Below are 21968 nucleotides of genomic sequence, written 5' to 3'. Positions count from 1 at the left end.
CAGTAATGATATGGTCAGCCCGCCCCTCGGGGGTACGCTAGCCTTTTCAACTACCTGTCGGAGTCGTCATGGAACCCGTCGCACTGTTGGGAATTGATCTTGGCAAGCATACCTTTCATGTTCATGCGCAGAGCAAGGCCGGACATCAGCTTTGGCGGAAGAAGTTGAATCGCGCCCAGCTCATTCAAACCGTAGCCAACACGCCAATCTGCCGAGTCGTTATGGAGTCTTGCGCTGGCGCGCATTTCCTTGCGCGGAAGTTTGCGCAATTTGGGCACGATGTTCGGCTGATTGCGCCCCAGTACGTCAAACCGTTCGTCAAGGGAAACAAAAACGATTTTGTCGATGCAGAAGCAATCTGCGAAGCGGCTTCCCGCCCGACCATGCGTTTTGCACCTGCCAAGAACGAGCACCAGCAGACGGTGTCGGCATTACACCGGACGAGAGAAATGCTGATTCGCAATCGTGGGTCGGCACACAACCAGATCCATGCCTATTTGGTTGAATTCGGGATCGCGATTAGTCGCGGGCCTGCGGCAATCCGGAAGCTGCCTGCAGTGTTGGAAGCGAATGCATTACCGCCCCGTCTGATCGTGTTGCTGGAACAGCTCCGGGATCATGTGTTGTATCTCAATGAGCAAATCCAGATGATTGAACGTGCATTGAAAGCGTTGCTGGCCGAAGACGAGGCTGCACAACGGCTGCTGACTATTCCAGGTATCGGCCCCATTACGGCGAGTGTCCTTTCAACACAAGCCGGAGATGCCAAGCAGTACCGAACTAGCCGCGAATTTGCCGCGTCGCTTGGTTTGGTGCCGCGCCAATACAGCACGGGTGGCAAATCGACGCTGTTGGGCATATCGAAGCGCGGGGACAAGCATTTACGGACGCTGCTGGTTCAATGTGCCCGATCGATCATGATGCATATTGATAAACGAACCGATGCCATGGCGTTGTGGGTTCGGCAACTCCTGCAGCGCCGACATTCCAGTGTTGTGGCCTGTGCGCTGGCAAGTAAGCTGGCGCGGATTGCGTGGGCGGTGCTGTGTAGCAAAACGGCATACGTTCCTCACCCGCAACGCGTTGTTCAGTAGGTTTCACCAGCTTCCTGCTTTTGCGACAACAAATGTAGATGACGACAACTGCAATCGGCCTCGCGACGAACCTGACATTTGAATGGGCTTTCGTAGCCGCGACAGTTTTGAGGAGCGTGGGGCGCGAATTTTCATCGTGGACGTGAGGAAGTTCTCCTCAATCAGAGTCCGGATACATTAGTGCATGCTTTTGTCTGCATCGAAATTTGAGGTTGCAAAAACTGGGCTGACCATACATTCAAATGGGCGCTGTCGAGCCGCCAGGTGTTCGGGTGGTTGCAGGACACTCCCCCGCACCCCCTCACCGATATTCAGCGCGCAGCGCGTTTCTTTTACCTACAGCAGCACGCCTTCGGCGGCCGGGTCGATGGCCAGACGTTCGGCACAGCCACAACTGCGCCGGCACTGAACCTGCTGCGCATCGAAGAAAACCTGAGCGCCGCGCACTTGCGGCTGAACGGCGTGTATGTGGAGCACCTCCCCTGGTTGGACGTGCTCAAGAAATACGACCGCACACACACGCTCTTCTACCTCGATCCGCCGTATTGGGAGACCGAGGGCTACGGCGTCGATTTCCCGTTCGAGAACTACCTGGCCATGGCCGACTTCATGCGGAGCTGCAAAGGCAAGGTGATCGTCTCAATCAACGACCACCCGCAGATCCGCGAGACGTTTTCCGGCTTCTGGCAGGAAGGCTTAGACCTGAAATACAGCGTGGCCAACGGCCGCGATCTGGCGGAGCGATCGAGCTTTGGGGAGCTGGTTATCGCCAACTTTGAACCAATGGTTATGGGGGGCTTGTTCTAGTGTCGTTAGTACGCGACTGACACGGCGCGGAGTCCGACTCCACTGGGCTCCTGCCGTGATCCGCTTACATCGTCCACTTACAATAAAAGGCGCGGTAGAATCCGGCCATTTTTCGACATGACAATCGCATTTAAATATGCGTGCCTATAAAAACACAAGAAAAATTGAAATAAAAGATATCGCCTATCTCTTATTCGCTGCATTAATGACCGTTTATGTTCGAATGGCATTTGCAGGCAATGTTAGCAATCCGTCAATACCAGCTGATATCGAGAAACTACTCAATCAGCCAGATGACTGTGTGTACACGCTGCGGAATGTCACAGATTGAAGATAGCTGTCTCATTACCTACCCGGACCCTCGCCAGAATAGGACTTTGCGCCTTCCTCATGGCCGTTACGGTCGTGCCGTCGGCCCAAGCATTGGATGTCGCACCAGCCGTCGATGACGCCAATCTTCGTACAATCCGGGCGATTTTGGAGGCACCAGACGACAAAATCGATTTGGCAAGGGCAAAGCTGGCCATCGATCACATGATCGATCCTGAGACCGACCAGGCCGCAGTACGCAAGCAGATCGACAACATGGCTGCGGAAATCAAGGCGTCCTTTCCGCAAGGTGCCAGCAGCCTAGTCAAATTCAAGGTCTTGCGCGACTACCTGTACCGACCGCCACCTTCCAGCGGTAGGAAACCGTTTCTCTACAACTTTGAGGACGACCGCAATCCGAAAGCGAAATTGCTGTCGGTCTATCTGACCACGCATAGGGGAAACTGCGTTTCTATGCCTCTGCTGTTTGTCATTCTTGGACAGAAGCTGGGCATCCCCGTCACGATCACTACAGCGCCCGCTCACCTCTACGTGAAATTCCGTGGGGACAACGGACTCTGGTATGGGGTGGAAACAACGAGCGGAGGCGGATGGGCCGAAGACGATTGGCAGATGACGCAATTTCCGACATTGACTCAAAAGGCGATCGCGAACGGTATCTACTTGCAGCCGCTAACCAAAACGGAAACTGCGGCTGTCATCGCCGAATCGCTGTTTGATAGCTATGAAAGCCAGCACAGCAACGAAGCGGACGAGGCACGTATCAAGTTGTCTCTGCTTATGCTCGACCACTATCCCAAAGACATCACTGCCATGATCAATGCCTACATGGGCTACAAGGGGCTGCGGCAGAGACTATTCGTCGACAAGTACCCGAACGCGTTCGATATACCAACGAGCCTGCTGCCTCGGTATGAACAGCTAGCAAAAGGGTGGTGGTATTGGGGAAATAAGGTCAAGGAGCTTGGCTTTCAGGCACCTACTGCGTCGATGGAGGCGGCCTATCGTGAAAGAATCCGACGTGCCAGGGCTGGCGAAGATCAATAAGGGAAGTACATTCAGGAGAATGAGGCTGTGAATTATTTGGTTAGAAAACTGTGCGTCGGCGTGTTGCTGTTGATGGGGCTGCTGTGCGGAGCAAATGCAAACTATGTGAATGGCAATCCGCTGAGCAGGGTTGATCCGAGCGGCCTAATCGAAGAGCGTGCCCCCGCCGAAGAGTTTCGAGAAAATCAAGAAATCGAGAGCCGCTTCGTCGAAGAGCGGATGAATGACCTGATGCGTGTGAATGGTCAAGATCCGACAAATGTTTTTCGCGATCCAAATCAACGTTACACGGAGCGAGACTACGAGCGACTTGAGCAATCTTATGCCAAAGGTGGTACTTATATGCTCCGTGATCCCATGACTGGGCGAGTGATGCGCACGGGACGCACTAATAATTTGGCAAGGCGCAAAGGTGAACATGGACGTGCAGAATGCACGGCTGATTATGAATTTGAGGTTGATCTTCAAACTAATGATTACGCGACCCAAAGAGGACGAGAACAAACGCTTCATGATTTGTATAATCCGCCGCTAAATAAGGTTAGGCCAATCAATCCTAGCAATACGAATTTGCTTCAATACCTGATACAGCCAGGCGTATTAAAATGACAGAAAAAATGCGGATTATCGAAGGACTTTGGTTCGCTGTGCCGCTTAGGGACAGCGGATATGCTATTGGGGTGATTTCTCGCGTATCTCCAGGACGAGGCGTCAAAACTGGATTTGGCTACTTTTTTGGCCAACGCTATAAAGATGTACCCTCATTGAGCGATATTAAAGGCATAACGCCACAGGACTCCATTGCCATGAAGATGTTCAGTGGCCTTGGCTTTAAGAATGGTACGTGGTTGATCATCGGCGTTGACGATATGTGGGTAAGAGAAAACTGGCCCATGCCTGCTTTTGCAAGGCAGGATGCAGTTTCGGGAGCCTTCCAGAAAATTCGTTACGACGACCATGATCCACGTAAAACTCTTTACGAAAGCCCCTGCTCTCGGGATGAGGCATTGAAGCTTCCGCGTGATGGATTGTCAGGTTATGGGGCGGTAGAACTCGTTCTTACCGCGTTAATAAATGGTGAGCCAGTGTATGGGCACAGCTAATTAAAATATTGCGGCGCAACTTGTTCGGGACAATCGTCCATTTTTGATCCTTATTCGATTCGTACTATTAGTGACGGATCGTTGTTCTTTGGATTATTTACAAGTTGGGACACAGGCCACCATTCAAATACATCGCCTGGCAGGCTTTCGTGCCTCATGAGGTGGTCTGCGCGATCGATCGGCGTATCTAGATCCGCCCATTGGTCTGCTTGCTCCGGCCCAAAAACAACCGGACGGCGATCATGCACGTCGACCATTCCGCCAAGGCTATCCTGAGTCAGGATCACGAACCCTGCTTCGTGCTTGTCCTGGCCAGCGGTGTAGGGGATGAAACCAGTTAGGGCGGCCAAAAAGAGCGGTTCACGATCCTTGCGGGTGATGTAGTGAGGAACCTTGCCGGCTTCCGTGGTCGGCCACTCGTACCAGCCGTCGGCCGGGACCAACACGCGCCGGCCAGCTTCCCACAACGGCGCGTAATAAGGCTTTGTGGAAACTGTCTCCGCACGCGCGTTGATCACCACCGGATAGGGTTTCCCATCCTTCATCTGTCTGTCGGCAGCCCATGCCGGACGATATCCCCATCGAATCGTATCAATGCACCGCTTCCCTTCTGGTAAGCGGTGCATAACATCGGGACAAGTTCCCGGTGCGAGATTGTAGAAGGGCCAGCGGTTACCGACCTGCAGTAGATTCCGGGTACCCGTGTCGTCATTCTTATCAATCCACCCTAATGCCACGCCGTACTCGCGGAGTGACCGGCTATGTGTGAAGCGTCCGCACATGCTGCAACCCTCATCGCTAGTCAAACACCCGTCGCCGGCACGGCGACTGCTTATTGGGTTCAGGGCCACGCGGCTTTGCCTGTCGTGGTCGTCGTCCCCCGTACCCCCCAAAAAGAAACACAGCGCGATGCCTGCGGCAAAGCAATGAGCCTGTGGGGACGCCCTCCCCTTCGCTGGCGCCCTGGCGATTTTTCTGGCGAAAAACCCAAAGGCGCATCTGGCCGACCTTGAGTGCACACAAAAATCCTGCGCAGAGCGCCATAACGCGTGGATTCCGCCTTACACTTTCCATAACCCTTTGATTTATTAGAAAAGTGTCTCCACGGGTTAGATTTTTAATCCGCGTGTTCATTCAGATTTTCCACGTATTTTAATTTGTCAGGGTGATGTTTGTTTCCTTTCTATATCTCTCTCTTTTCTTTTAAAAACAAAGAGAAAGAAGAGAGAAGGAACGGGGAAAACGTATCCGCGTGTTGGGAAATAAAATCCACGCGTTGGCGACTCTTTCGGACGGCTGTCCACGTAATGCCTCGGTGATCCACGGGTTTTCCGTGGATAAAAAACCAGATAAATAACAATTAAAACAACGAGTTATAATTACCCCATCGCCAATCCACGAATCATGGTTTGTTCTGCCCATGGTCGTTCCGCATGAGGGTTCATGGACGCACTGATCGAAGGTTTCATCCGCTTCAAGCAACTTAACCAAGGCCGCGCCGACCGCACGGCAGCCGCCTATTCCGATATCCTTGGCCGCTTTCGCGACTGGCTTGCAGGCCGGGACCCGTGCTCGTGCACCGAGGACGAGCTGCTCGTCTTCACCGGGCTATACCTCAACAAGACATTCGGCCTGCATGCCCGTAGCCGCGTGCCCTATGTGGCTTGCGTGCGAGGCTTCTATGATTGGCTGGATCGCCAAGGCTATCTGGCCGACGTCAACCCAGCCGAGCATTTGCCCTATCCCAAGGCCGGCAAACCGCTCCCGCAGGTGATCGCGTTGGACCACCTTGAGAAGCTGATCGCCCAGCCGGATCTGGGCGTATTCGAAGGCGTCCGCGACGCCGCGCTGATTTCGGTGTTGGCCGGCTGCGGTTTGCGCTTGGCTGGTCTTGTAGCGATGAACCGCTCCGACCTGCACGAATATCAATTCAAAAAGCAGCGCCGCATGGCCACCCGCGTACTGGAAAAAGGCGACAAGGAACGCTTGCAGCCCATACCGCGTGAGGTTGAACTGCTGCTACGGGTGTACCTGGAACATCCGGATCACGACAAAATCGACGCGGCGCTGCCCAACGGCGACCGGCCGCTGTGGGTTTCCACTCGCAATACGCGCATCCCAGCCCACGAATTTCACGGCGAGGCACGCCGGCTTAGCGCACGCGGCGTGCAGGAAATAGTGCGGCGTTATGGCCTTCGCGCTGGCATTCCGGAGGCGTTGTTACACCCGCATGCGTTGCGCCACCGCTTCGGCACGGAGCTGACTGAGTCAGACGTATCGCTCGACCAGACCAGCAAGCTGCTGGGACATAGCTCGGTGCAATCCTCAATGGTCTATCTGCACCTAGCCATGAACAAAAAGACCGAGACAGTTGATCGCGCCAACCCACTGGCAAAGATTCGTACACCCGCCTCTGAGCTACTGCGCCGCCTGGATGCACAGCAGCGGCCTCCATTCACGGGTCCAGTTTGATGTATACAAGTTCTATTCCCCGAACAACCATGGCGGCTATATCTCAACGGCGACGGGCGTCCGCGCGGCTGTCCCAAAGTCCCCTTAAGAACGGGCTAAATCAGATCAAGGGTGCTGCGTGGTCTTGCAGGAAAGCGCAGCACGCAGCCGTATCACCTGCCTGCAACCCGCATTGCACCTAGGGGGACTAGATGACCGCCGAGCACCAAAAGCGCAGCACAATGGACGAACTGAGCACCAATGGCCCCCGTCGCCCAGGGGTGGGGGGTCGGCAAAGGCCCCTCCACCCTCCGCCCAGGGGAGGTGGGTACCTAAATAATTGCAATGCTTCTGAAGTTCGAGACCCGCGCCTCGACGACTTGGCCGCCGCGCACATGCCTGCAGCGCTACTCCGCATCGCCGAGCGCATCGGGGTAGATGCCTTTTTGGAGGTTTGGCGCGAACTCGACAAAAGCGAGGATCTGCCGCGAACCGACAACGGGATGATCCTGCTGCGCTTCCGACCGTATAAGAGTTGGCTTACCTATCAGCGCAATCGGTATATCTTGGCGTTGCACGACGCCGGACGCCGCCCGAGCCAGATCAAGCAAGCGCTACTCGACAGCTACAACATCGTCCTCACCCCCCGTCACATCACCCGAATCATCAAATCTCAAGCAGATGTCTAAAACCGCAATCATCTACGGCCGCGTATCCACGGCAAAACAGGCCGACGATGGCCTTCCCATCGCCAGCCAGATCGAACAGGGCCATGCGAAAGCCGCCGCGCTCGAAGTCCAGGTGCTACGGGTGTTCACAGACGAAGGCATCAGCGGGCGCAGCGCCGCGAAACGCCCCGCCTTCCAAGACGCCATCAACTACTGCGCAGCCTTCGACGTTGACTATTTCATCTGTTGGTCAACGAGCCGCTTTGCGCGCAACAAAATCGACGCCGGGCTCTATAAAAAGGCCTTGGCCGATGGCGGCACCAAGCTGGTCTATGTGAGTACAGACATCGACGAGGACACCGACGAGGGCTGGTTTGCCGGCTCGTTGCTCGAAATCGTCGATGAGCACTATTCGCGCATGGTCAGCCGCGATACGTCCCGTTCAATGATGAAAAATGCGCGGGATGGCTATTTCAACGGCGGGCGCGTGCCGTTTGGCTATCACGTGGTGCTCGACGGCAAACGCAGGCGCTTGGCCATCAAAGAGCCAGAGGCTCAAACCATCCGCGACATGTTCGCCCTCTGCCTGCAAGGCCTAGGTTCCAAGGCAATCTCGATGGCGCTCAACGAGGATGGGCAGCGGAAGAACGGCAAAGCGTGGGAAAAAAACACCGTCTCGCTCGCGCTCAAGAATCCGGTATACGCGGGCTTGATCGTCTTCAACCGGACCCGCGCCGATGGGTCCGCACGGCCAGAGGCAGACTGGATCGTCACTGAAAGCCACCCGGCCATCGTCACTCGAGACGTTTACGACCGCGTGCAACAGCTGATGCTGTCCCGAAGCCCTCGCGTTGCCAGCGGCAGCCCGCACAGCAATTTCGTGTTCACCGGCATCCTGCGGTGCGGCGAATGCGGGGCGGCCATGCAAATCGAATCGGCCACGGGTCGCAACAACGTTTACCACTACTACAACTGCCGATCGTCACTCAAAGGGGCCGGCTGCAGTAGCCGCCGGCTGCCGGCGAAAGAACTCGACCTATATTTGACCGACGTCGTGCTCAATCGCGTCCTGACGCCCGAGCGCGTGCGGGAAGCTATCCACGAAGTCCACCAGCTCACCAGCGAGTGGAATGACACGATTGAAAAGCAACGCGCGGCGGTTAAGGCGGAGCTGAAGAAGCTACAGCAGCGCCGCAACAACCTGTTCGAGCTGCTCGAACTTCACGGCAAGGACACACCGAACCTCGGCGACCTGACCACGCGACTGCGAGAGCTGGGAAAACAGATTGCGGAGACTGAAAAGGCGTACCTCGACATCGAGGACTATGCTGGGGATGCGTGGTCGTTGGACGAAACGGATGTGATCGAGGCGACCCAGCTATTCCGGGGCATCCTCGCGGACTCGACAGACAACAAGAAGAAAAGGGAATTCTTCAGCAGCATCCTGGAGCAGGTCTCGGTGATCGGAAATCACCTGCAGATCGACTATCGGCCGCTGGAAATAGTAAACCGCCCTCGTGGGGCGGTTCACAGTGAAACAGGGTGGCTCCCCGACCTGGGCTCGAACCAGGGACACACGGATTAACAGTCCGTTGCTCTACCAACTGAGCTATCGGGGAACCGATGAAGCTGCGTATAATAGGCACCCGCCGTTGGGCTGTCAACACCAGCCTCCAAAAAAATGAGGGGAGATGATGGGAAAAGCACGAATATCGCTGATTTTATTGGTTTTTATTCTTCTGGCCGCAGCGATACTGCCAGTCGCACTTCCTTCCAGCTTCTATCAGCAGAAGCTGGGTGACCTGCTTAAACGGATGACTCACGGCGGTTTTCAAGCCGGGGAGATTCATTTTTCCTACAATCCAGCCCCGGTTCTGGAGCTGGAAAATGTCGTAATCGACAACGACCCGGCGATCGGCCAGATCGAGCGAGTCACTATTCCCATCTCGTTCTATAACCTGTTCCACGGTCGTACCTCCTTGCGCGGAATCGTCGTCTCTGGCGCGCAGTTCAGTCCGAACTTCGCCATCCAGCTCCCGGAGCGTTTGCGGCCAGAGGCCGATACGCCACGTTTGGCCGACTTGCAGCTGACCAAATCCACGGTCAAGATCGGCAGCCAGACGCTTGGCCCGGTCGATGGCAAGATCCGCTTTGATGAGAACGGCAAACTCGCTGAATTGCTGGTCACAGATAACTCCGGGCATCTCGAATTCCAGATCGAGCCCAAGAATGATCTGTTTGCGCTAACGCTGACCGCCACCAATTGGGAGCTGCCATTCGGCTATCCGGTACGGTTCGAAAGCCTGATGCTGAAGGGCGTTGCCAATAGCGCCGGCATCGTGATCGAAGATATCCGGGGTGATCTCTACGGCGGCATCGTCACCGGCAACGCGCAGGTTGGCTGGAACGATGGCTGGCTGCTGTCGGGCACCATCCGCACCAATAGCATCCAGTCAGAACCGTTGAGCATGGTGTTCAGCCCGGTCACGCATGTCTCGGGTCGGGCCGAAGGCGAAGCCAACTTCGTCTACAAGTCCACCGACTATCGCAAGCTGTTCGATACGCCGGGGATCGATGCCAAGTTGCAGGTGCGCGACGGCTTCCTGCACAACTTTGATCTGGTCACGCCGCTCAAGTCGCAAACCGCCGGTACTTTCGAGCGTGGCGGCCAGACGCGCTTCGATACCTTGCGCACCAATGTTGCCGTCCGCGGTCAGCAGACCCAGTTCTCCGGGGTGCAAATCGTTGGCGGCAAATTCAGTGCCAATGGCAATCTTGCGATTGGGGAAGGCCAGAAGTTGAACGGCTTTTTCTCTGCTCGTTTGTCCAGCGGCCCGATCAGCATCGGTAACCAGATTCGCGTCGGCGGCGCGTTGAAAACCCCCGTCCTGACCACAGGCAACGTGGTTCGCTCCCGCGCGGAGGAGCCAGCGCCGGCGCTTGCAGCGTCCGAAGTCGCCGCCGAGCACTGATCCACTGATCCCGCACCTGTCCGGCCAGCTTGTTTTTCTGGCCGGGCATCCCCATCTGTTGCGCTTCCCCGACACCTCAATCAGCACCGTGCATATGACCGCGATTCGCTCCGCCGCCCCCGGCACGCTCTCCGAACAATTCGATGCACTCGCCAACGGCACCATTGCCAGCCCACTCAGCCAGTACGGTCTGATTCGCTTTTCCGGCGAGGAAACCGCTGCCTTCCTGAATGGCCAGCTTTCCAGCGATGTGCGCACCCTCCCCTACGAGCAAGCGCAGTATTCAAGCTACTCGACGCCCAAGGGCCGGATGCAGGCGAGTTTTCTGGTCTGGCGTGATGGCGACGACTACTTGCTGCAGATCGCCGCCGAATTACAGACTGCGATCCAGAAACGTCTGTCGATGTTCGTGCTTCGCGCCAAGACCAAGGCGTCCGATGCGAACGCCGATTACCTGAACATCGGCATTGCCGGGCCTAAAGCAGCAGATGTCCTTGCCAAGGTTGCCGGAGGTGTTCCAACTGATGCATTGGCCGTGCTGCATGGCGATGCGCTGACGGTCATCGCGCTGTCTGAAAATCGCTACCAGCTCATTGCCCGCGCCGATCAATCCCAAGTGATCTGGGATGCCCTGCAACAGGCTGGCGTGCAACCCGCTGGTGAGGACGTCTGGCGGTTGACCGAGATTCGCGCTGGCGCACCGTGGGTAACGGCAGCGACCCAAGAAGAGTTCGTGCCGCAGATGGCCAACATGGAACTGATCGGCGCAGTGAGCTTCACCAAGGGTTGCTATCCGGGCCAGGAAATCGTCGCCCGCACGCAATACCTCGGCAAACTCAAGCGGCGCATGTTCCGCGTGCATATCGGCACTGATGCCGCCGCCGCAGGAAATGACGTCTACAGCCCGGAAATGAATGGGCAGGCTTCCGGCAAGCTGCTGCTGGCCGCGCCTGCGCCACAAGGCGGCATCGAAGCGCTGGTGGTTGTGCAAACCGCCTCGCTTGAGCACGGACTGCACTTGGGTAGCGTCGATGGCCCGGCACTTGAAGTGCTGGCGTTACCGTACGAAGTCGCCTGATTCAGGGCCGCTTCAGCACCAAACTCAAAACGGACGTTTAGCGAAAAACCCGGCTCAGGCCGGGTTTTCTACATCTGTTTCGCTATAATCGCGCGACTATTCTGATAAGCAAGGAAGAAACACATGGGCTTTCTCGCCGGCAAAAAAATCCTGATTTGCGGTCTGCTTTCCAACCGCTCGATTGCCTATGGCATCGCCACTGCCTGCAAGCGCGAAGGCGCAGAACTCGCCTTCACCTATGTGAATGAAGACATGAAGGATCGCGTCGTGAAGTTGGCCGCGGACTTCGACTCGACCTTGGTATTGCCGTGCGATGTCGCCAGCGACGCGCAAATCGACCAGCTGTTCGTTGATCTGAAAAAACACTGGGACGGCCTCGATGGCTTGGTGCACTCGATTGCCTTCGCCCCGCGCGATGCGTTGTCTGGCGACTATCTCGATTCCGTCACCCGCGAGAACTTCCGCATTTCGCACGATATCAGTTCCTACAGCTTCGCCGCACTGGCGAAGGCCGCCCGCCCGATGCTGAACGAGAACGCCGGCCTGATCACCCTCACCTATCTCGGCGCCGAACGGGCGATCCCGAATTACAACGTGATGGGCTTGGCCAAGGCATCGCTCGAAGCTAACGTGCGCTTCATGGCCGCCTCGCTCGGCCCGGAAAAAGGTATCCGTGTATATGGCATTTCCGCTGGTCCGATCAAGACACTGGCTGCTGCCGGTATCGCTGGTTTCGGCAAGCTCTTGAAAGCCGCTGCGGACGCGACCCCGCTCAAGCGCAACGTGAGCCAGGAAGAAGTCGGCAACGTCGCCGCCTTCCTGATGTCGCCACTGGCATCCGGCATGACCGGCAATATCGTGCATGTGGATGCGGGTTACAGCATCGGCGCCTTGTCTTTGGGCGAATAATTCAGCCCTGCGCAATAAAAACGCCCGGCACATCGCCGGGCTTTTTTTCGCGTATTCCTCTCATCTCACAGCAACGAGACATTCAAATATTGCTGTAAACCGTACAGTGTTCGGCTGTTGAGCTGATAACCCGTGCCACTGAACAGCGGCGACGTACTCGTTTGCTGCTGTGCCTGCACCAGGCTCGATGCAAAACTGCTGCGTTGCACCTGGATCGCGGCAGTGAAATTGCTCGTTTGCGCAGCTTGCGCCGTCCGGTTCAGCGCTTGTGCGGCGTTACCCAGCCATTCGCCAACGCTATCTGGCGCACGTTGCAAAGCGCTGTTTAACTTGGTGGTATCCAACGCCAAGCTACCGTTTTGTTGGTGCGTGATGCCGAGATCGGCCAAAGAAACACGTGCAGTGCCCGATCCCGCCTGCGTCTGATCCAGCGCTCGCGCCAGCCTCGTCAGCGATTGCGACGCTTGCAGGCCGCCAAGCTGCCCCAACGACGATTGCGCTGCGTTATAGGCATTGACCAGGCTCTGCACCGATTGCCCGATCGCCTTGGTATCGCGAGCAAAACTGAGGGTTGCTGTCCCGGTCGCTTGCAGATTCAGCGTTGTCCCGGTGGCCGTGTCACTAACCTGGTTCGAGGTCGATGCCAGTGTCCGACTTCCGGCGGTGACGTTCGCGTTCTGCGCTGCTTGTTTCAACGTGAGTCCGTTACTGTTGCTGACCGGGCTAAAGGCCAGTTGCGATAAACCGCCCGCCACGCCCTTATCATCACTGACGTTAATGCTGAATGCGGCATTGATTCCGGTCTGCGTACTACTCAGCGATAGCCAACTACCGGTGCTGTCGGACAATACCTTCGCCGTGACGCCAACATTTGCATGGTTGATCGAGTTGGCGATACCCGAAAGGCTCGCATCCCCCGGATTGATCACGACGCTCACCGCACTGCCGTTGGCATGCAAGATATTGCCGGACACGTTGCCAAACTGGAAGCTCAAACGACCGCTGCCGATCACGGCTTCTGCGTTGGCAAAATGAGCGCTCTCCACCGTCTGACCGGTCGCCAGCTGGTTGACGGTCACTTGCTCCCCAGCGGGAATCACTCGGTTCGCATCCGCCGTCGCGGTCAGTATTTTGCTGTTGCTGGAGGTCGCCGCAATAGGCGTCTGGACGGCTGCAACGGTCAGCGACTTGAGTGCCTGCTGCAAACCCGCCAGTGCCGATTGGGTCTGACCGAGCGACGACAGCTGCACCGTATCGGTGTTGCTACTTAAAACACCAAAGTTGGTCAGGCTGCTTTGCAGTACCGAACCCGAGGGATACAAGCGTGCACTAGCGGCCAGATCACCAATACTGCTGTAAGCACTTGCTCCGAATGCGCCGTACAATAGGCTCAGGCGTCCGATCGAGCTGAGCCCGGTCGTCGAAATATCCATGGCGTACCTCCGTCAGAACTGACGAGCCATGTTTCGAATCTACGCCCTAAGTCAATGAAGGAAAAGGAAAAACAGACGTGTGCCAGCTGCTGGGCATGAGTTGCAACGTGCCAACCGATATCGTGTTTTCATTCGAAGGTTTCCGTCGCCGCGGCGGGCTGACCGACGAGCATGCAGATGGCTGGGGAATTGCATTTTTCGAAGATCACGGCTGCCGGATCTTCCTCGACTACCAACCCTCGTGCACTTCGCCGGTTGCCGATCTGGTACGCAACTACCCGATCAAGAGCCGCTCGGTCATCGCACATATCCGCAAGGCGACCCAAGGTGCGGTATCGCTCGCCAACACACACCCCTTCCAGCGCGAGCTTTGGGGCCGGTATTGGATCTTTGCGCATAACGGCACCCTGACCGAGCGCCCGGATCTGACGGGGGGCCGCTTCCAACCCGTCGGCTGCACCGACAGCGAGCATGCATTCTGCTGGCTACTGAATATGTTGGCGGTCGAATTTCCGGAATCGCCCTCACTGCCGGAGCTGCATGGCGTACTCGACAAATTCACCCGCTATCTATCGCAGTTCGGCACCTTCAATTTCCTGCTCTCGGATGGTCGCGCCCTGTTCGCGCATTGCAGCACCAATCTTTTCTACGTGGTGCGCAAATCGCCGTTTTCGACCGCGCATTTGTCCGATGCCGACGTGGACGTGGACTTTTCCCGCGTCACCACGCCAGATGATCAAGTCGCCGTCATCGCCACGCAGCCGCTCACCGATAACGAAACCTGGAACAAGATGTCGGCCAGCGAACTGGTGATGTTCATCGATGGAAAGCCACACTGGCTTGCTCGCTGAGTTCGGTTTGATGGGGTAGCCCGGCAGGAACCAAGGGCGCCCATCACTCACGCTTCGTGGTGATGGAGCTTCAGCGCCTGATACACCGGATCGCCGAAATATTCGCCCTGCTCATCGAGCTGTCGCAATTGATATGACAGCTTTTCCAGCGAGGTCTGGCCAGCGGCAAAACGGTCGCGCACCCGTTTCATCGTGAGCGCCCTTGCCGCGATCTGCTCGCGCTTGCGTTCAATCAGCTTGCGCTCACGGCGGTGCGCACCCTTGGACAATACGAGCCAAACCATCAGCGGAATCGCCAGCGGCCACCACTCCATGAACAGCGCGCCGATGGTGATGCAGATGATCAGCAGATACCAGATCTGATCCGCGTACTCAAAGCCAGGCAACCAGAGCGACAAGGTCGGCCAGCGATGGGAGAGCATGGCAATGATGCGGTTTTCATCCGCCGCGTCGCGTTTCTTGCATGCCAAGGCGGCATCGAGCACCAGCGTGACGAACCAACGCGTGACCACCTGGCAGTGCAGCCACGGCGTTTCCAGATAGGCTTGCAAACGCTCGCCCAACTCGACATGGAAATCTTCAGAGGTCAGCGGCGGGATCGAATCGTTGAATGGCTCAGACATCGCGTGCTGTACCAACAAGGGATAGCCAGCGACGTCCGCCAACACATTCCGACGCTCGGTGAGTACGGACTCGGGGATTGGATATTTCGGGTGATCCAGCCGAACGTAGTGGCCCATCAATGCTTCGAGCGGGTCGAAATCCGGGACTCGGCCCGGATTTGTCCTGAGCGTGTCGCGAATGCGTGCCACTTCGGCCTTGATCTCAGCGGCAATCGGCGCGGCCTCGGGCACCCAGGCATGCGTGAGCATGGTTTCGACTTTGTACAAGGGCTCGTCGTAATGCCGGTAATAGCCCTCGCGGTAGCGCTTGAGTTCTTCGCGATCGCGATGCTCGTCACCGCTCACCAAGGGGGGTGTCGGTGGCGAGCGGCGCATGTCGACAGCGATCCGGTTGGCCAGCGTTTCCAGATCGCTGGATAGCCCGGCGCGAGCAAACACGGGCTCAAGCTCGTGTTTTTTCATCCGCCAGTCTTCCAGCGCCTTCCAAATACTCCAGTCCGCCATGCTCTTGTTTTTCTCCCCAAAGGCGGAGCTTATTCGATCCGGCAGGCGGTCGCAAAATCGAGTCGCGGATTACGCGGATGCGGCGTGCCTGGCTCCCCATAACCGAGGTTGATCAGGAAGTTGGAACGCCAGGTTGTACCAGCAAAAAATGCTTCGTCGACAACCGCATTATCGAAGCCGGACATCGGCCCGCAATCAAGGCCCAAGGCGCGCGCAGCCAGGATCAAATAGGCGCCCTGCAGACTGCCATTGCGCATTGCGGCGGTCTGGATCGCCTTCTCGTTGCCGACAAACCAGCTTCTCGCATCGGCGTGTGGGAACAGCGTGGGCAGTTCCTCGTAAAACTCGAGATCAAACGCCACGATCACCGTCACCGGCGCAATCATGGTCTTGTCGAGATTACCGGCAGCCAGCGCCGGCTTGAGCTTTTCCTTGGCAGCCTGGGATTTGACGAACACAAAGCGGGCCGGCGACGAGTTGGCCGAAGTCGGCCCCCATTTAGCCAAGTCATAGAGCGCGGCAATCGTTTCGTCGCCGACTTCGCGATCCTGAAAGCGATTGAATGTACGGGCACTACGGAAGAGCTGATCGAGGGCATTGGCATCGAGTTGAGTCGGGGTCGACATGGCTTATCAGTCCTTTTGTTTACCAGAGGTTTTTTGTTGGAAACGGGATTCGATCGCGTCGCACAAGGCTTCCAGCACCTGGATACGCGCATGGTATTTGTTGTTGGCGCCGATCAGATGCCACGGCGCAAACGGCGTACTGGTGCGCTCGATCATATCGCTACCGGCGGCGATGTAGTCGTCCCATTTTTCGCGATTGCGCCAATCCTCATCGGTGATTTTAAAACGCTTCCACTCCACCACTTCACGTTCTTTGAAACGGGCGAGCTGTTCGTCTTTGCTGACTGCAAGCCAGAACTTGACCACGATCACGCCAGCATCGTCGAGCTGGGCTTCGAAATCATTGATCTCGGTGTAGGCCCGCAGCCATTCCGCCTGCGCGGCAAACCCCTCTACGCGCTCGACCAGCACGCGGCCGTACCACGAACGATCAAAGATCACGAGGCGGCCCCGTGCCGGCACATGTCGCCAGAAGCGCCATAGATAGGGCTGCGCCCGTTCTTCATCGCTCGGCGCGGCAATCGGCACAACACGATACTGGCGCGCATCGAGCGCCGCCGTGACGCGGCGAATCGCCCCACCCTTGCCGGCTGCATCCATGCCTTCGAAGACGGCAACGACAGCATGTTTGGCGAAACGTGGATCACGCACCAAGCCGTTGAGCCGTCCTTGCAACAGTTCCAGCTTGGCCTTGTGTGCGTCCTTGGTCAGCGCGTGCCCAAGCTTGAGCGTATCCAGCAAGCGCACGCCGTCAATCGACGGTTGCAAGGGTGCGGCCTCGATCCGGCGCTGCCTGACCGATTCGCGGGCCAGATGGTGCTGAATGGCCTCAAGCACTTGCCGGCCGACCGATAAGGCGCGGTAATTCGCGTCCCAGCCCTCTACCACCCGCCAGGCTGAGTCGGCTTGATTGGTATGAGTGAGCAAGTACTGGTAATGCGCGCTATGCCCGTCGTACTCCTTGAGCACGCGCTTGTCGTCCTTGGTCACGCGCCAAGCAGTACGGGGGTCAGCGGCGAGCTGCTTCAGGCGCTTCTTCAGCCGATCCTTGGAAAGATGCAGCCAGAACTTCAGCACCAAGGCACCGTCGTCAGTCAGCAATTTCTCCAGTCGCACGATGCGCTCGATTCGACGCTCGACCTGAACGCTATCCTTGCGATTCCAATGCCAGAGCGGGTCGGCGTACCAGCTACCAAACACGATGCCGATATTGCCCTTGGGCGGCAACGCGCGCCAGAAGCGCCAGAACGGCGGTCGGGCCGCTTCTTCATCGTTGGAGGCGTCGAACGCAAGCGTGCTGATATGGCGCGGGTCCATCCATTCGGTCAGCAGGTTGGCAATTTCGCCCTTGCCCGCCGACGGCATGCCAGCGAGCACGATGATGACGGGGAACTCGCTACGCTGTTTGAGCGCGAGCTGGGCGGCCAGCAAGGCTTCGCGCAGCTCGGCTTCTTGTTGGCGATAAGTAGCCTTGTCGATTTCGTGACCAAGCTCTGCGGACTCGAACATGCGTGATACCCCTGCGTAACGGCAACCAGCAGAAGATTAACGCGATTCTTGCAGGCAACAAAAAAGGAAGCTCGCAAGCTTCCTTTTTTTCCCGACGTTCAGCTGATCAAATGATCAATCAAACCGAGAACGACGAACCGCAACCACAGGTCGACTGCGCATTGGGGTTCTTGATGGTGAACTGCGAGCCTTCCAGGCTTTCGACGTAATCGATTTCCGCACCAACGAGGTATTGGTAGCTCATCGGATCAACCAAGAGGCGCACGCCGGCTTTTTCAACCGTGGTGTCATCATCGTTGGTCAGTTCGTCAAAGGTAAAGCCATATTGAAAGCCGGAACAACCGCCACCTGTGACAAACACGCGCAGTTTCAGATCCGGGTTGCCTTCCTCGGCGATCAACTCCGCAACCTTGCTGGCAGCGGCATCGGTGAAGAGGAACGGGCTCGGTATTTCGGTGGTTGCCGTGGTCATTGCAGGCTCCCGCAATAATAGTTGACTAAGACAGTCGGATTATCTACCAGCGGGCGGCCTCGGTCAATGCGTACCACCCTTCGGTTTATCCTCGGAAATCAGTACGCGTGCGCCAGCCAATGGCACCAATCGTCCTTCGACCACTGCGCCCGGATGCATTTCCAGCACCTTGTAGGTCAGGTCACCCGATACCCGTGCCTTCGCCTGCAATTCAACAAACTGATTGATTTCGATCGGGCCGACAATCTCGCCATTCAGGATCAGGTGGCTGGCCTTTACCGACCCTTCGATGCGGGCTTTTTCCGAAACGACCAAAGTACCGTTCTTGTCATCGGCACTGGTGACATTGCCAACCACCTTGCCATCGACCCGCAAGCCACCGCTGAATTTGAGATCACCTTTGAGCGACGTGCCATGCCCGATCAAGCTATCGATTTTCTGGGTGCCCTTTTTGCTCTTGAACATCACACTCCTCCCGGTTTTTTGGTACAGCTTGCGGCCACTTGTTTCTGGCCGTCGATCATCAGCCTCGCCTCCAATCCTTCGGGCTTGGCATTGGCTGGTAAATCAACATCACCTTCGAGTCGACCGTAGTGGCGGAAACGTACCAGCTGCGGCTTGACATCGACCTTGCTACGCTTGCCGGACACCTGGTAACTCACTGTCACCTCAAGCTGGCCGCTGAATTCGGATGCGCGATCGACACCTTGCACCGCCAGCAGACGCCAACGCCAGCGATTCTGGGTATCACCGGGTTGCAGCTCGCAACCCGCAAAGCTAACGGTACGACTACGATCATTGGTCGTCAGCAAGGCATCGAAGAAACTCAGCGACTGGCGCGCGCGCGCGGCTTCTTGTTCTGCGGCCGCCACCGCGCTGGCCAGCGAATCGCGAGCTGCCTCAGTCATTTTCAGCTGCTGCTTCAGCAAGTCTTCACGCTCCACGGCGCGGTCGAGCTTTTCCTGCATCACCCCAAAGCCACGCGTTTCCGCCGACATCCGCTCGCTGGCGGTAAGCAGACCATAGCGATACCCATACCAGGCACCGCCCGCGCCGCAACCCGCCAACAACAGCAGGACCAGCAGCCATCGCAGGGTCCGCGCGCGCCAACCCAACATGGGCTGCAGCGACATGGGCCGCGCCGTCAGATGGGCGCGCTGCAGACGATAAAGTCGTTTTAACGGCATGCCCGTTATGGCAACAACGGAACCACTTCAAGACCTTGCGTTTCCGGCAGGCCGAACATCAGGTTCATCACCTGGACTGCCTGACCGGAGGCCCCCTTCACAAGGTTATCCTCAACCACCAGGATCACCAGCAAGTCACCATTACCCGGGCGGTGCACAGCGATACGGGCAATATTGGAGCCGCGCACTGAGCGTGTTTCCGGCGTGCTGCCGGCAGGCATGACATCCACGAAGACTTCGTTGGCATAACGATCTTCGAACAGCTTTTGGAAATCGGTATCACGCCCTTCAGGCTTGATCCGTGCGTAGATGGTTGAATGGATGCCGCGAATCATCGGCGTGAGATGCGGCACAAAGGTCAACTTGACCGGCGCGCCATGAATTGCAGCCAGACCTTGATTGATTTCCGGAGAGTGGCGATGGCCTTTGACACCATACGCCTTGAAGTTGTCGCCTGCCTCGGAGAACAACGTGCCCACCTCCGCCTTGCGCCCGGCACCAGAAACGCCGGATTTGCAGTCAGCGATCAGCGTATCGGTTTCGATCAATTGCTTGCCACCTTCCAGTAGCGGCAGCAGGCCGAGCTGAACAGAAGTCGGGTAGCAGCCCGCCATGCCAATCAACCGCGCGCCCTTGATGGCTTCACGATTGACTTCGGCCAAGCCGTAAACCGCTTCTTCCAGCAAGTCGGTGCAGCTGTGCTCCATCGCGTACCACTTCTGGAACTCGGCCGGGTCTTTGAGACGGAAGTCGGCGGCGAGATCAATCACCTTCACGCCGGCTTCGAGCAACTCACGCGCTTGCGCCATGGCCACGCCATGCGGAGTGGCAAAGAACACGACGTCACAGGATTTCAGATCGGCTTCTTCCGGGGTCGAAAATGCCACGTCCACCCAACCACGCAGACTGGGGAACATCTCGGCCACTTTCATGCCGGCTTCCTTGCGCGATGTGACTGCGTGAACCTTCACGCCCTTGTGCCCCGCCAGCAAGCGAAGCAGTTCGACGCCGGTATATCCGGTACCGCCGACGATGCCGACCTTGATCATCGTGAACTCCTTGTAAGCAAGCCCTCAATCATAAATGAAAAACGCCCGGATTCGGGCGCAAGAATTGTTGCCGCTTTGTAGCGGCTAAAAAACAACAAAGCCGCCCAAAGGCGGCTTTGTTTGCGGCAAATCTCGCAGCGAATTAACGCTTGGAGAACTGCTTGCGACGACGGGCGCCGCGCAGACCGACCTTCTTACGCTCAACTTCACGAGCGTCACGGGTCACGAGGCCAGCAGCCTTGAGCGAACCCTTCAGATCAGCACTGTAGTCGATCAGGGCACGGGTCAGACCGTGGCGAACTGCACCAGCCTGACCGGTTTCACCACCACCGACCACATTGACCAGCACGTCGAAACCTTCGAGGTTCTGAGTCAGAACCAGCGGTTGACGAACGATCATGCGGCTGGTTTCGCGGCTGAAGTATTGATCAACCGGCTTGCCGTTCACAACGATGTTGCCAGTGCCCTTAGCCAGGAACACACGGGCAACGGCGCTCTTGCGGCGGCCAGTACCGTAGTTGTATTTACCTACCATTTTGCAATTCCTTGTTCAGCGCCACTCAGACTGCGAGGGCTTTCGGCTGTTGCGCGGTGTGCGGATGTTCGCTGCCGGCGTAAACCTTCAGCTTCTTGTGCATGGCGTAGCCCAAGGGGCCCTTCGGCAGCATGCCCTTGACCGCTTTTTCCAGCGCACGGCCCGGGAACTTGTCTTGCATCTCGGCGAAGGTACGCTCATAGATACCACCCGGGTGACCGGAGTGACGGAAGTACTTCTTCGATTGAGCTTTATCACCCGTAACGCGGATCTTGTCTGCGTTAACCACTACGATGTAGTCGCCCGTGTCAACGTGCGGGGTGTATTCGGCTTTGTGTTTGCCACGCAGGCGCTTGGCGATTTCAGCCGCGAGACGACCCAGCACTAAGTCCGTTGCGTCAACAACGAACCACTCGCGCTTTACCTCGTGCGGCTTGGCAGAAAAGGTTTTCATAACTGCTAATCCACGTTTCTGATTTTGAGAAAGTCGCAAAGTCTAGCCCAGTCGGCAAGCCCGTGTCAAACCATGCGTGAAAGACAACCAAAAAAAACGCAACCCGTACGGATTGCGCTGAATTCCACCAAAGAAGGAGGATGGAGGAGACGGCACCAAAGCCTTGCAGCCCTGATGCCAGCTTTCATTTTCTCAAAGCTGGCGCACTTTATCAAGCGCTTCTAATGCAGGGAAAACGCGTACATGGTTGAATGCCGCTTTGCCAA

Annotated in this window: 23 protein-coding genes and 1 tRNA gene; 12 read left to right on the top strand and 12 right to left on the bottom strand. The window is 57.0% G+C overall.

Annotated elements, in window-relative coordinates; all coding sequences use genetic code 11:
• The first annotated feature begins 68 nt into the window (after positions 1-68).
• From BR41_RS18875 to BR41_RS18855, 5 genes are all read left to right on the top strand, one after another.
• Entirely contained in the window at positions 69-1094 is a 1026-nt protein-coding gene (locus tag BR41_RS18875) for an IS110 family RNA-guided transposase (protein ID WP_035060105.1), read from the top strand.
• Positions 1095-1370: 276 nt separating this feature from the next.
• A complete protein-coding gene (locus BR41_RS18870) occupies positions 1371-1901 on the top strand; it encodes a DNA adenine methylase (RefSeq protein WP_156970794.1) in 531 nt (176 codons plus the stop codon).
• A gap of 390 nt (positions 1902-2291) precedes the next feature.
• The gene (locus BR41_RS23195) at positions 2292-3278 is read left to right on the top strand and encodes a transglutaminase family protein (protein WP_051711364.1); all 987 of its coding nucleotides are present in this window, start codon (positions 2292-2294) and stop codon (positions 3276-3278) included.
• Between the two features lie 27 nt (positions 3279-3305).
• A complete protein-coding gene (locus tag BR41_RS24330; RefSeq protein ID WP_156970792.1) occupies positions 3306-3887 on the top strand; it encodes a hypothetical protein in 582 nt (193 codons plus the stop codon).
• Positions 3884-4381 carry an immunity 26/phosphotriesterase HocA family protein gene (locus tag BR41_RS18855; protein WP_035060102.1) on the top strand — a complete coding sequence of 166 codons (498 nt, stop codon included), beginning with the start codon at positions 3884-3886 and terminating at the stop codon, positions 4379-4381. The genes BR41_RS24330 and BR41_RS18855 overlap by 4 nt, the downstream gene beginning before the upstream one ends.
• A gap of 50 nt (positions 4382-4431) precedes the next feature.
• Here BR41_RS18855 and BR41_RS23785 read toward each other — a convergent pair whose 3' ends face one another.
• A complete protein-coding gene (locus BR41_RS23785) occupies positions 4432-5163 on the bottom strand; it encodes an SOS response-associated peptidase (protein WP_035060153.1) in 732 nt (243 codons plus the stop codon).
• A 661-nt stretch (positions 5164-5824) separates the two neighbouring features.
• On the opposite strand from BR41_RS23785, the gene BR41_RS18845 reads away from it, so the two are divergent.
• The 3 genes from BR41_RS18845 (at position 5825) to BR41_RS25620 (ending at position 9085) form a co-directional block, all read left to right on the top strand.
• Positions 5825-6853 carry a tyrosine-type recombinase/integrase gene (locus BR41_RS18845; protein WP_051711361.1) on the top strand — a complete coding sequence of 343 codons (1029 nt, stop codon included), beginning with the start codon at positions 5825-5827 and terminating at the stop codon, positions 6851-6853.
• A gap of 374 nt (positions 6854-7227) precedes the next feature.
• Entirely contained in the window at positions 7228-7521 is a 294-nt protein-coding gene (locus BR41_RS18840; protein ID WP_169741334.1) for a hypothetical protein, read from the top strand.
• A complete protein-coding gene (locus BR41_RS25620; protein ID WP_373278358.1) occupies positions 7514-9085 on the top strand; it encodes a recombinase family protein in 1572 nt (523 codons plus the stop codon). Before BR41_RS18840 ends, BR41_RS25620 begins: the two co-directional genes overlap by 8 nt.
• Here the strand turns inward: BR41_RS25620 and BR41_RS18830 are convergent.
• A tRNA-Asn gene (locus tag BR41_RS18830) sits at positions 9044-9119 on the bottom strand. The two genes, BR41_RS25620 and BR41_RS18830, sit on opposite strands and share 42 nt — an antisense overlap.
• A 75-nt stretch (positions 9120-9194) precedes the next feature.
• Between BR41_RS18830 and BR41_RS18825 the strand changes: the two genes are divergently transcribed.
• The 3 genes from BR41_RS18825 (at position 9195) to BR41_RS18815 (ending at position 12459) form a co-directional block, all read left to right on the top strand.
• Positions 9195-10472 (top strand): AsmA family protein, encoded by a 1278-nt coding sequence (locus BR41_RS18825; protein ID WP_169741333.1) that lies wholly within the window; start codon positions 9195-9197, stop codon positions 10470-10472.
• The gene (gene ygfZ / locus BR41_RS18820) at positions 10441-11550 is read left to right on the top strand and encodes a CAF17-like 4Fe-4S cluster assembly/insertion protein YgfZ (protein ID WP_051711359.1); all 1110 of its coding nucleotides are present in this window, start codon (positions 10441-10443) and stop codon (positions 11548-11550) included. Before BR41_RS18825 ends, ygfZ begins: the two co-directional genes overlap by 32 nt.
• A gap of 123 nt (positions 11551-11673) precedes the next feature.
• Complete coding sequence (locus BR41_RS18815) at positions 11674-12459, top strand: enoyl-ACP reductase FabI (protein ID WP_035060095.1); 786 nt, start codon at positions 11674-11676, stop codon at positions 12457-12459.
• A gap of 65 nt (positions 12460-12524) precedes the next feature.
• Here BR41_RS18815 and fliD read toward each other — a convergent pair whose 3' ends face one another.
• On the bottom strand, positions 12525-13892 hold the full coding sequence (gene fliD, locus BR41_RS18810; RefSeq protein WP_035060093.1) for a flagellar filament capping protein FliD: 1368 nt from the start codon (positions 13890-13892) through the stop codon (positions 12525-12527).
• A gap of 77 nt (positions 13893-13969) precedes the next feature.
• On the opposite strand from fliD, the gene BR41_RS18805 reads away from it, so the two are divergent.
• Positions 13970-14743, top strand: coding sequence for a class II glutamine amidotransferase (locus tag BR41_RS18805; protein WP_035060091.1), 774 nt, complete (start codon positions 13970-13972; stop codon positions 14741-14743).
• 47 nt (positions 14744-14790) lie between these two features.
• Here the strand turns inward: BR41_RS18805 and BR41_RS18800 are convergent, their stop codons facing one another.
• The 9 genes from BR41_RS18800 to rplM all read right to left on the bottom strand — a co-directional run bounded on the left by BR41_RS18800 (position 14791) and on the right by rplM (position 21702).
• Positions 14791-15828 carry a hypothetical protein gene (locus BR41_RS18800; RefSeq protein WP_035060089.1) on the bottom strand — a complete coding sequence of 346 codons (1038 nt, stop codon included), beginning with the start codon at positions 15826-15828 and terminating at the stop codon, positions 14791-14793.
• Positions 15829-15899: 71 nt separating this feature from the next.
• Positions 15900-16496, bottom strand: coding sequence for a malonic semialdehyde reductase (locus BR41_RS18795; protein ID WP_035060087.1), 597 nt, complete (start codon positions 16494-16496; stop codon positions 15900-15902).
• 6 nt (positions 16497-16502) lie between these two features.
• Positions 16503-18005, bottom strand: a complete 1503-nt coding sequence (gene pap, locus BR41_RS18790; RefSeq protein WP_035060085.1) for a polyphosphate:AMP phosphotransferase — start codon at positions 18003-18005, stop codon at positions 16503-16505.
• A 118-nt stretch (positions 18006-18123) separates the two neighbouring features.
• Positions 18124-18477 (bottom strand): iron-sulfur cluster insertion protein ErpA, encoded by a 354-nt coding sequence (erpA, locus tag BR41_RS18785; protein ID WP_035060083.1) that lies wholly within the window; start codon positions 18475-18477, stop codon positions 18124-18126.
• A gap of 63 nt (positions 18478-18540) precedes the next feature.
• Positions 18541-18942, bottom strand: coding sequence for a bactofilin family protein (locus BR41_RS18780; protein ID WP_035060081.1), 402 nt, complete (start codon positions 18940-18942; stop codon positions 18541-18543).
• Positions 18942-19610 (bottom strand): DUF6776 family protein, encoded by a 669-nt coding sequence (locus BR41_RS18775; protein WP_035060079.1) that lies wholly within the window; start codon positions 19608-19610, stop codon positions 18942-18944. Before BR41_RS18775 ends, BR41_RS18780 begins: the two co-directional genes overlap by 1 nt.
• 59 nt (positions 19611-19669) lie before the next feature.
• Complete coding sequence (gene argC / locus BR41_RS18770; RefSeq protein WP_035060077.1) at positions 19670-20713, bottom strand: N-acetyl-gamma-glutamyl-phosphate reductase; 1044 nt, start codon at positions 20711-20713, stop codon at positions 19670-19672.
• A 142-nt stretch (positions 20714-20855) separates the two neighbouring features.
• Positions 20856-21248 (bottom strand): 30S ribosomal protein S9, encoded by a 393-nt coding sequence (rpsI, locus tag BR41_RS18765; protein WP_035060074.1) that lies wholly within the window; start codon positions 21246-21248, stop codon positions 20856-20858.
• Between the two features lie 25 nt (positions 21249-21273).
• The gene (gene rplM, locus BR41_RS18760; RefSeq protein WP_035060072.1) at positions 21274-21702 is read right to left on the bottom strand and encodes a 50S ribosomal protein L13; all 429 of its coding nucleotides are present in this window, start codon (positions 21700-21702) and stop codon (positions 21274-21276) included.
• Positions 21703-21968 lie beyond the last annotated feature (266 nt).

This window comes from Andreprevotia chitinilytica DSM 18519 (genome assembly GCF_000711875.1).
Lineage (GTDB): Bacteria > Pseudomonadota > Gammaproteobacteria > Burkholderiales > Chitinibacteraceae > Andreprevotia > Andreprevotia chitinilytica.
This window is presented reverse-complemented; position numbering and strand designations above follow the sequence as displayed.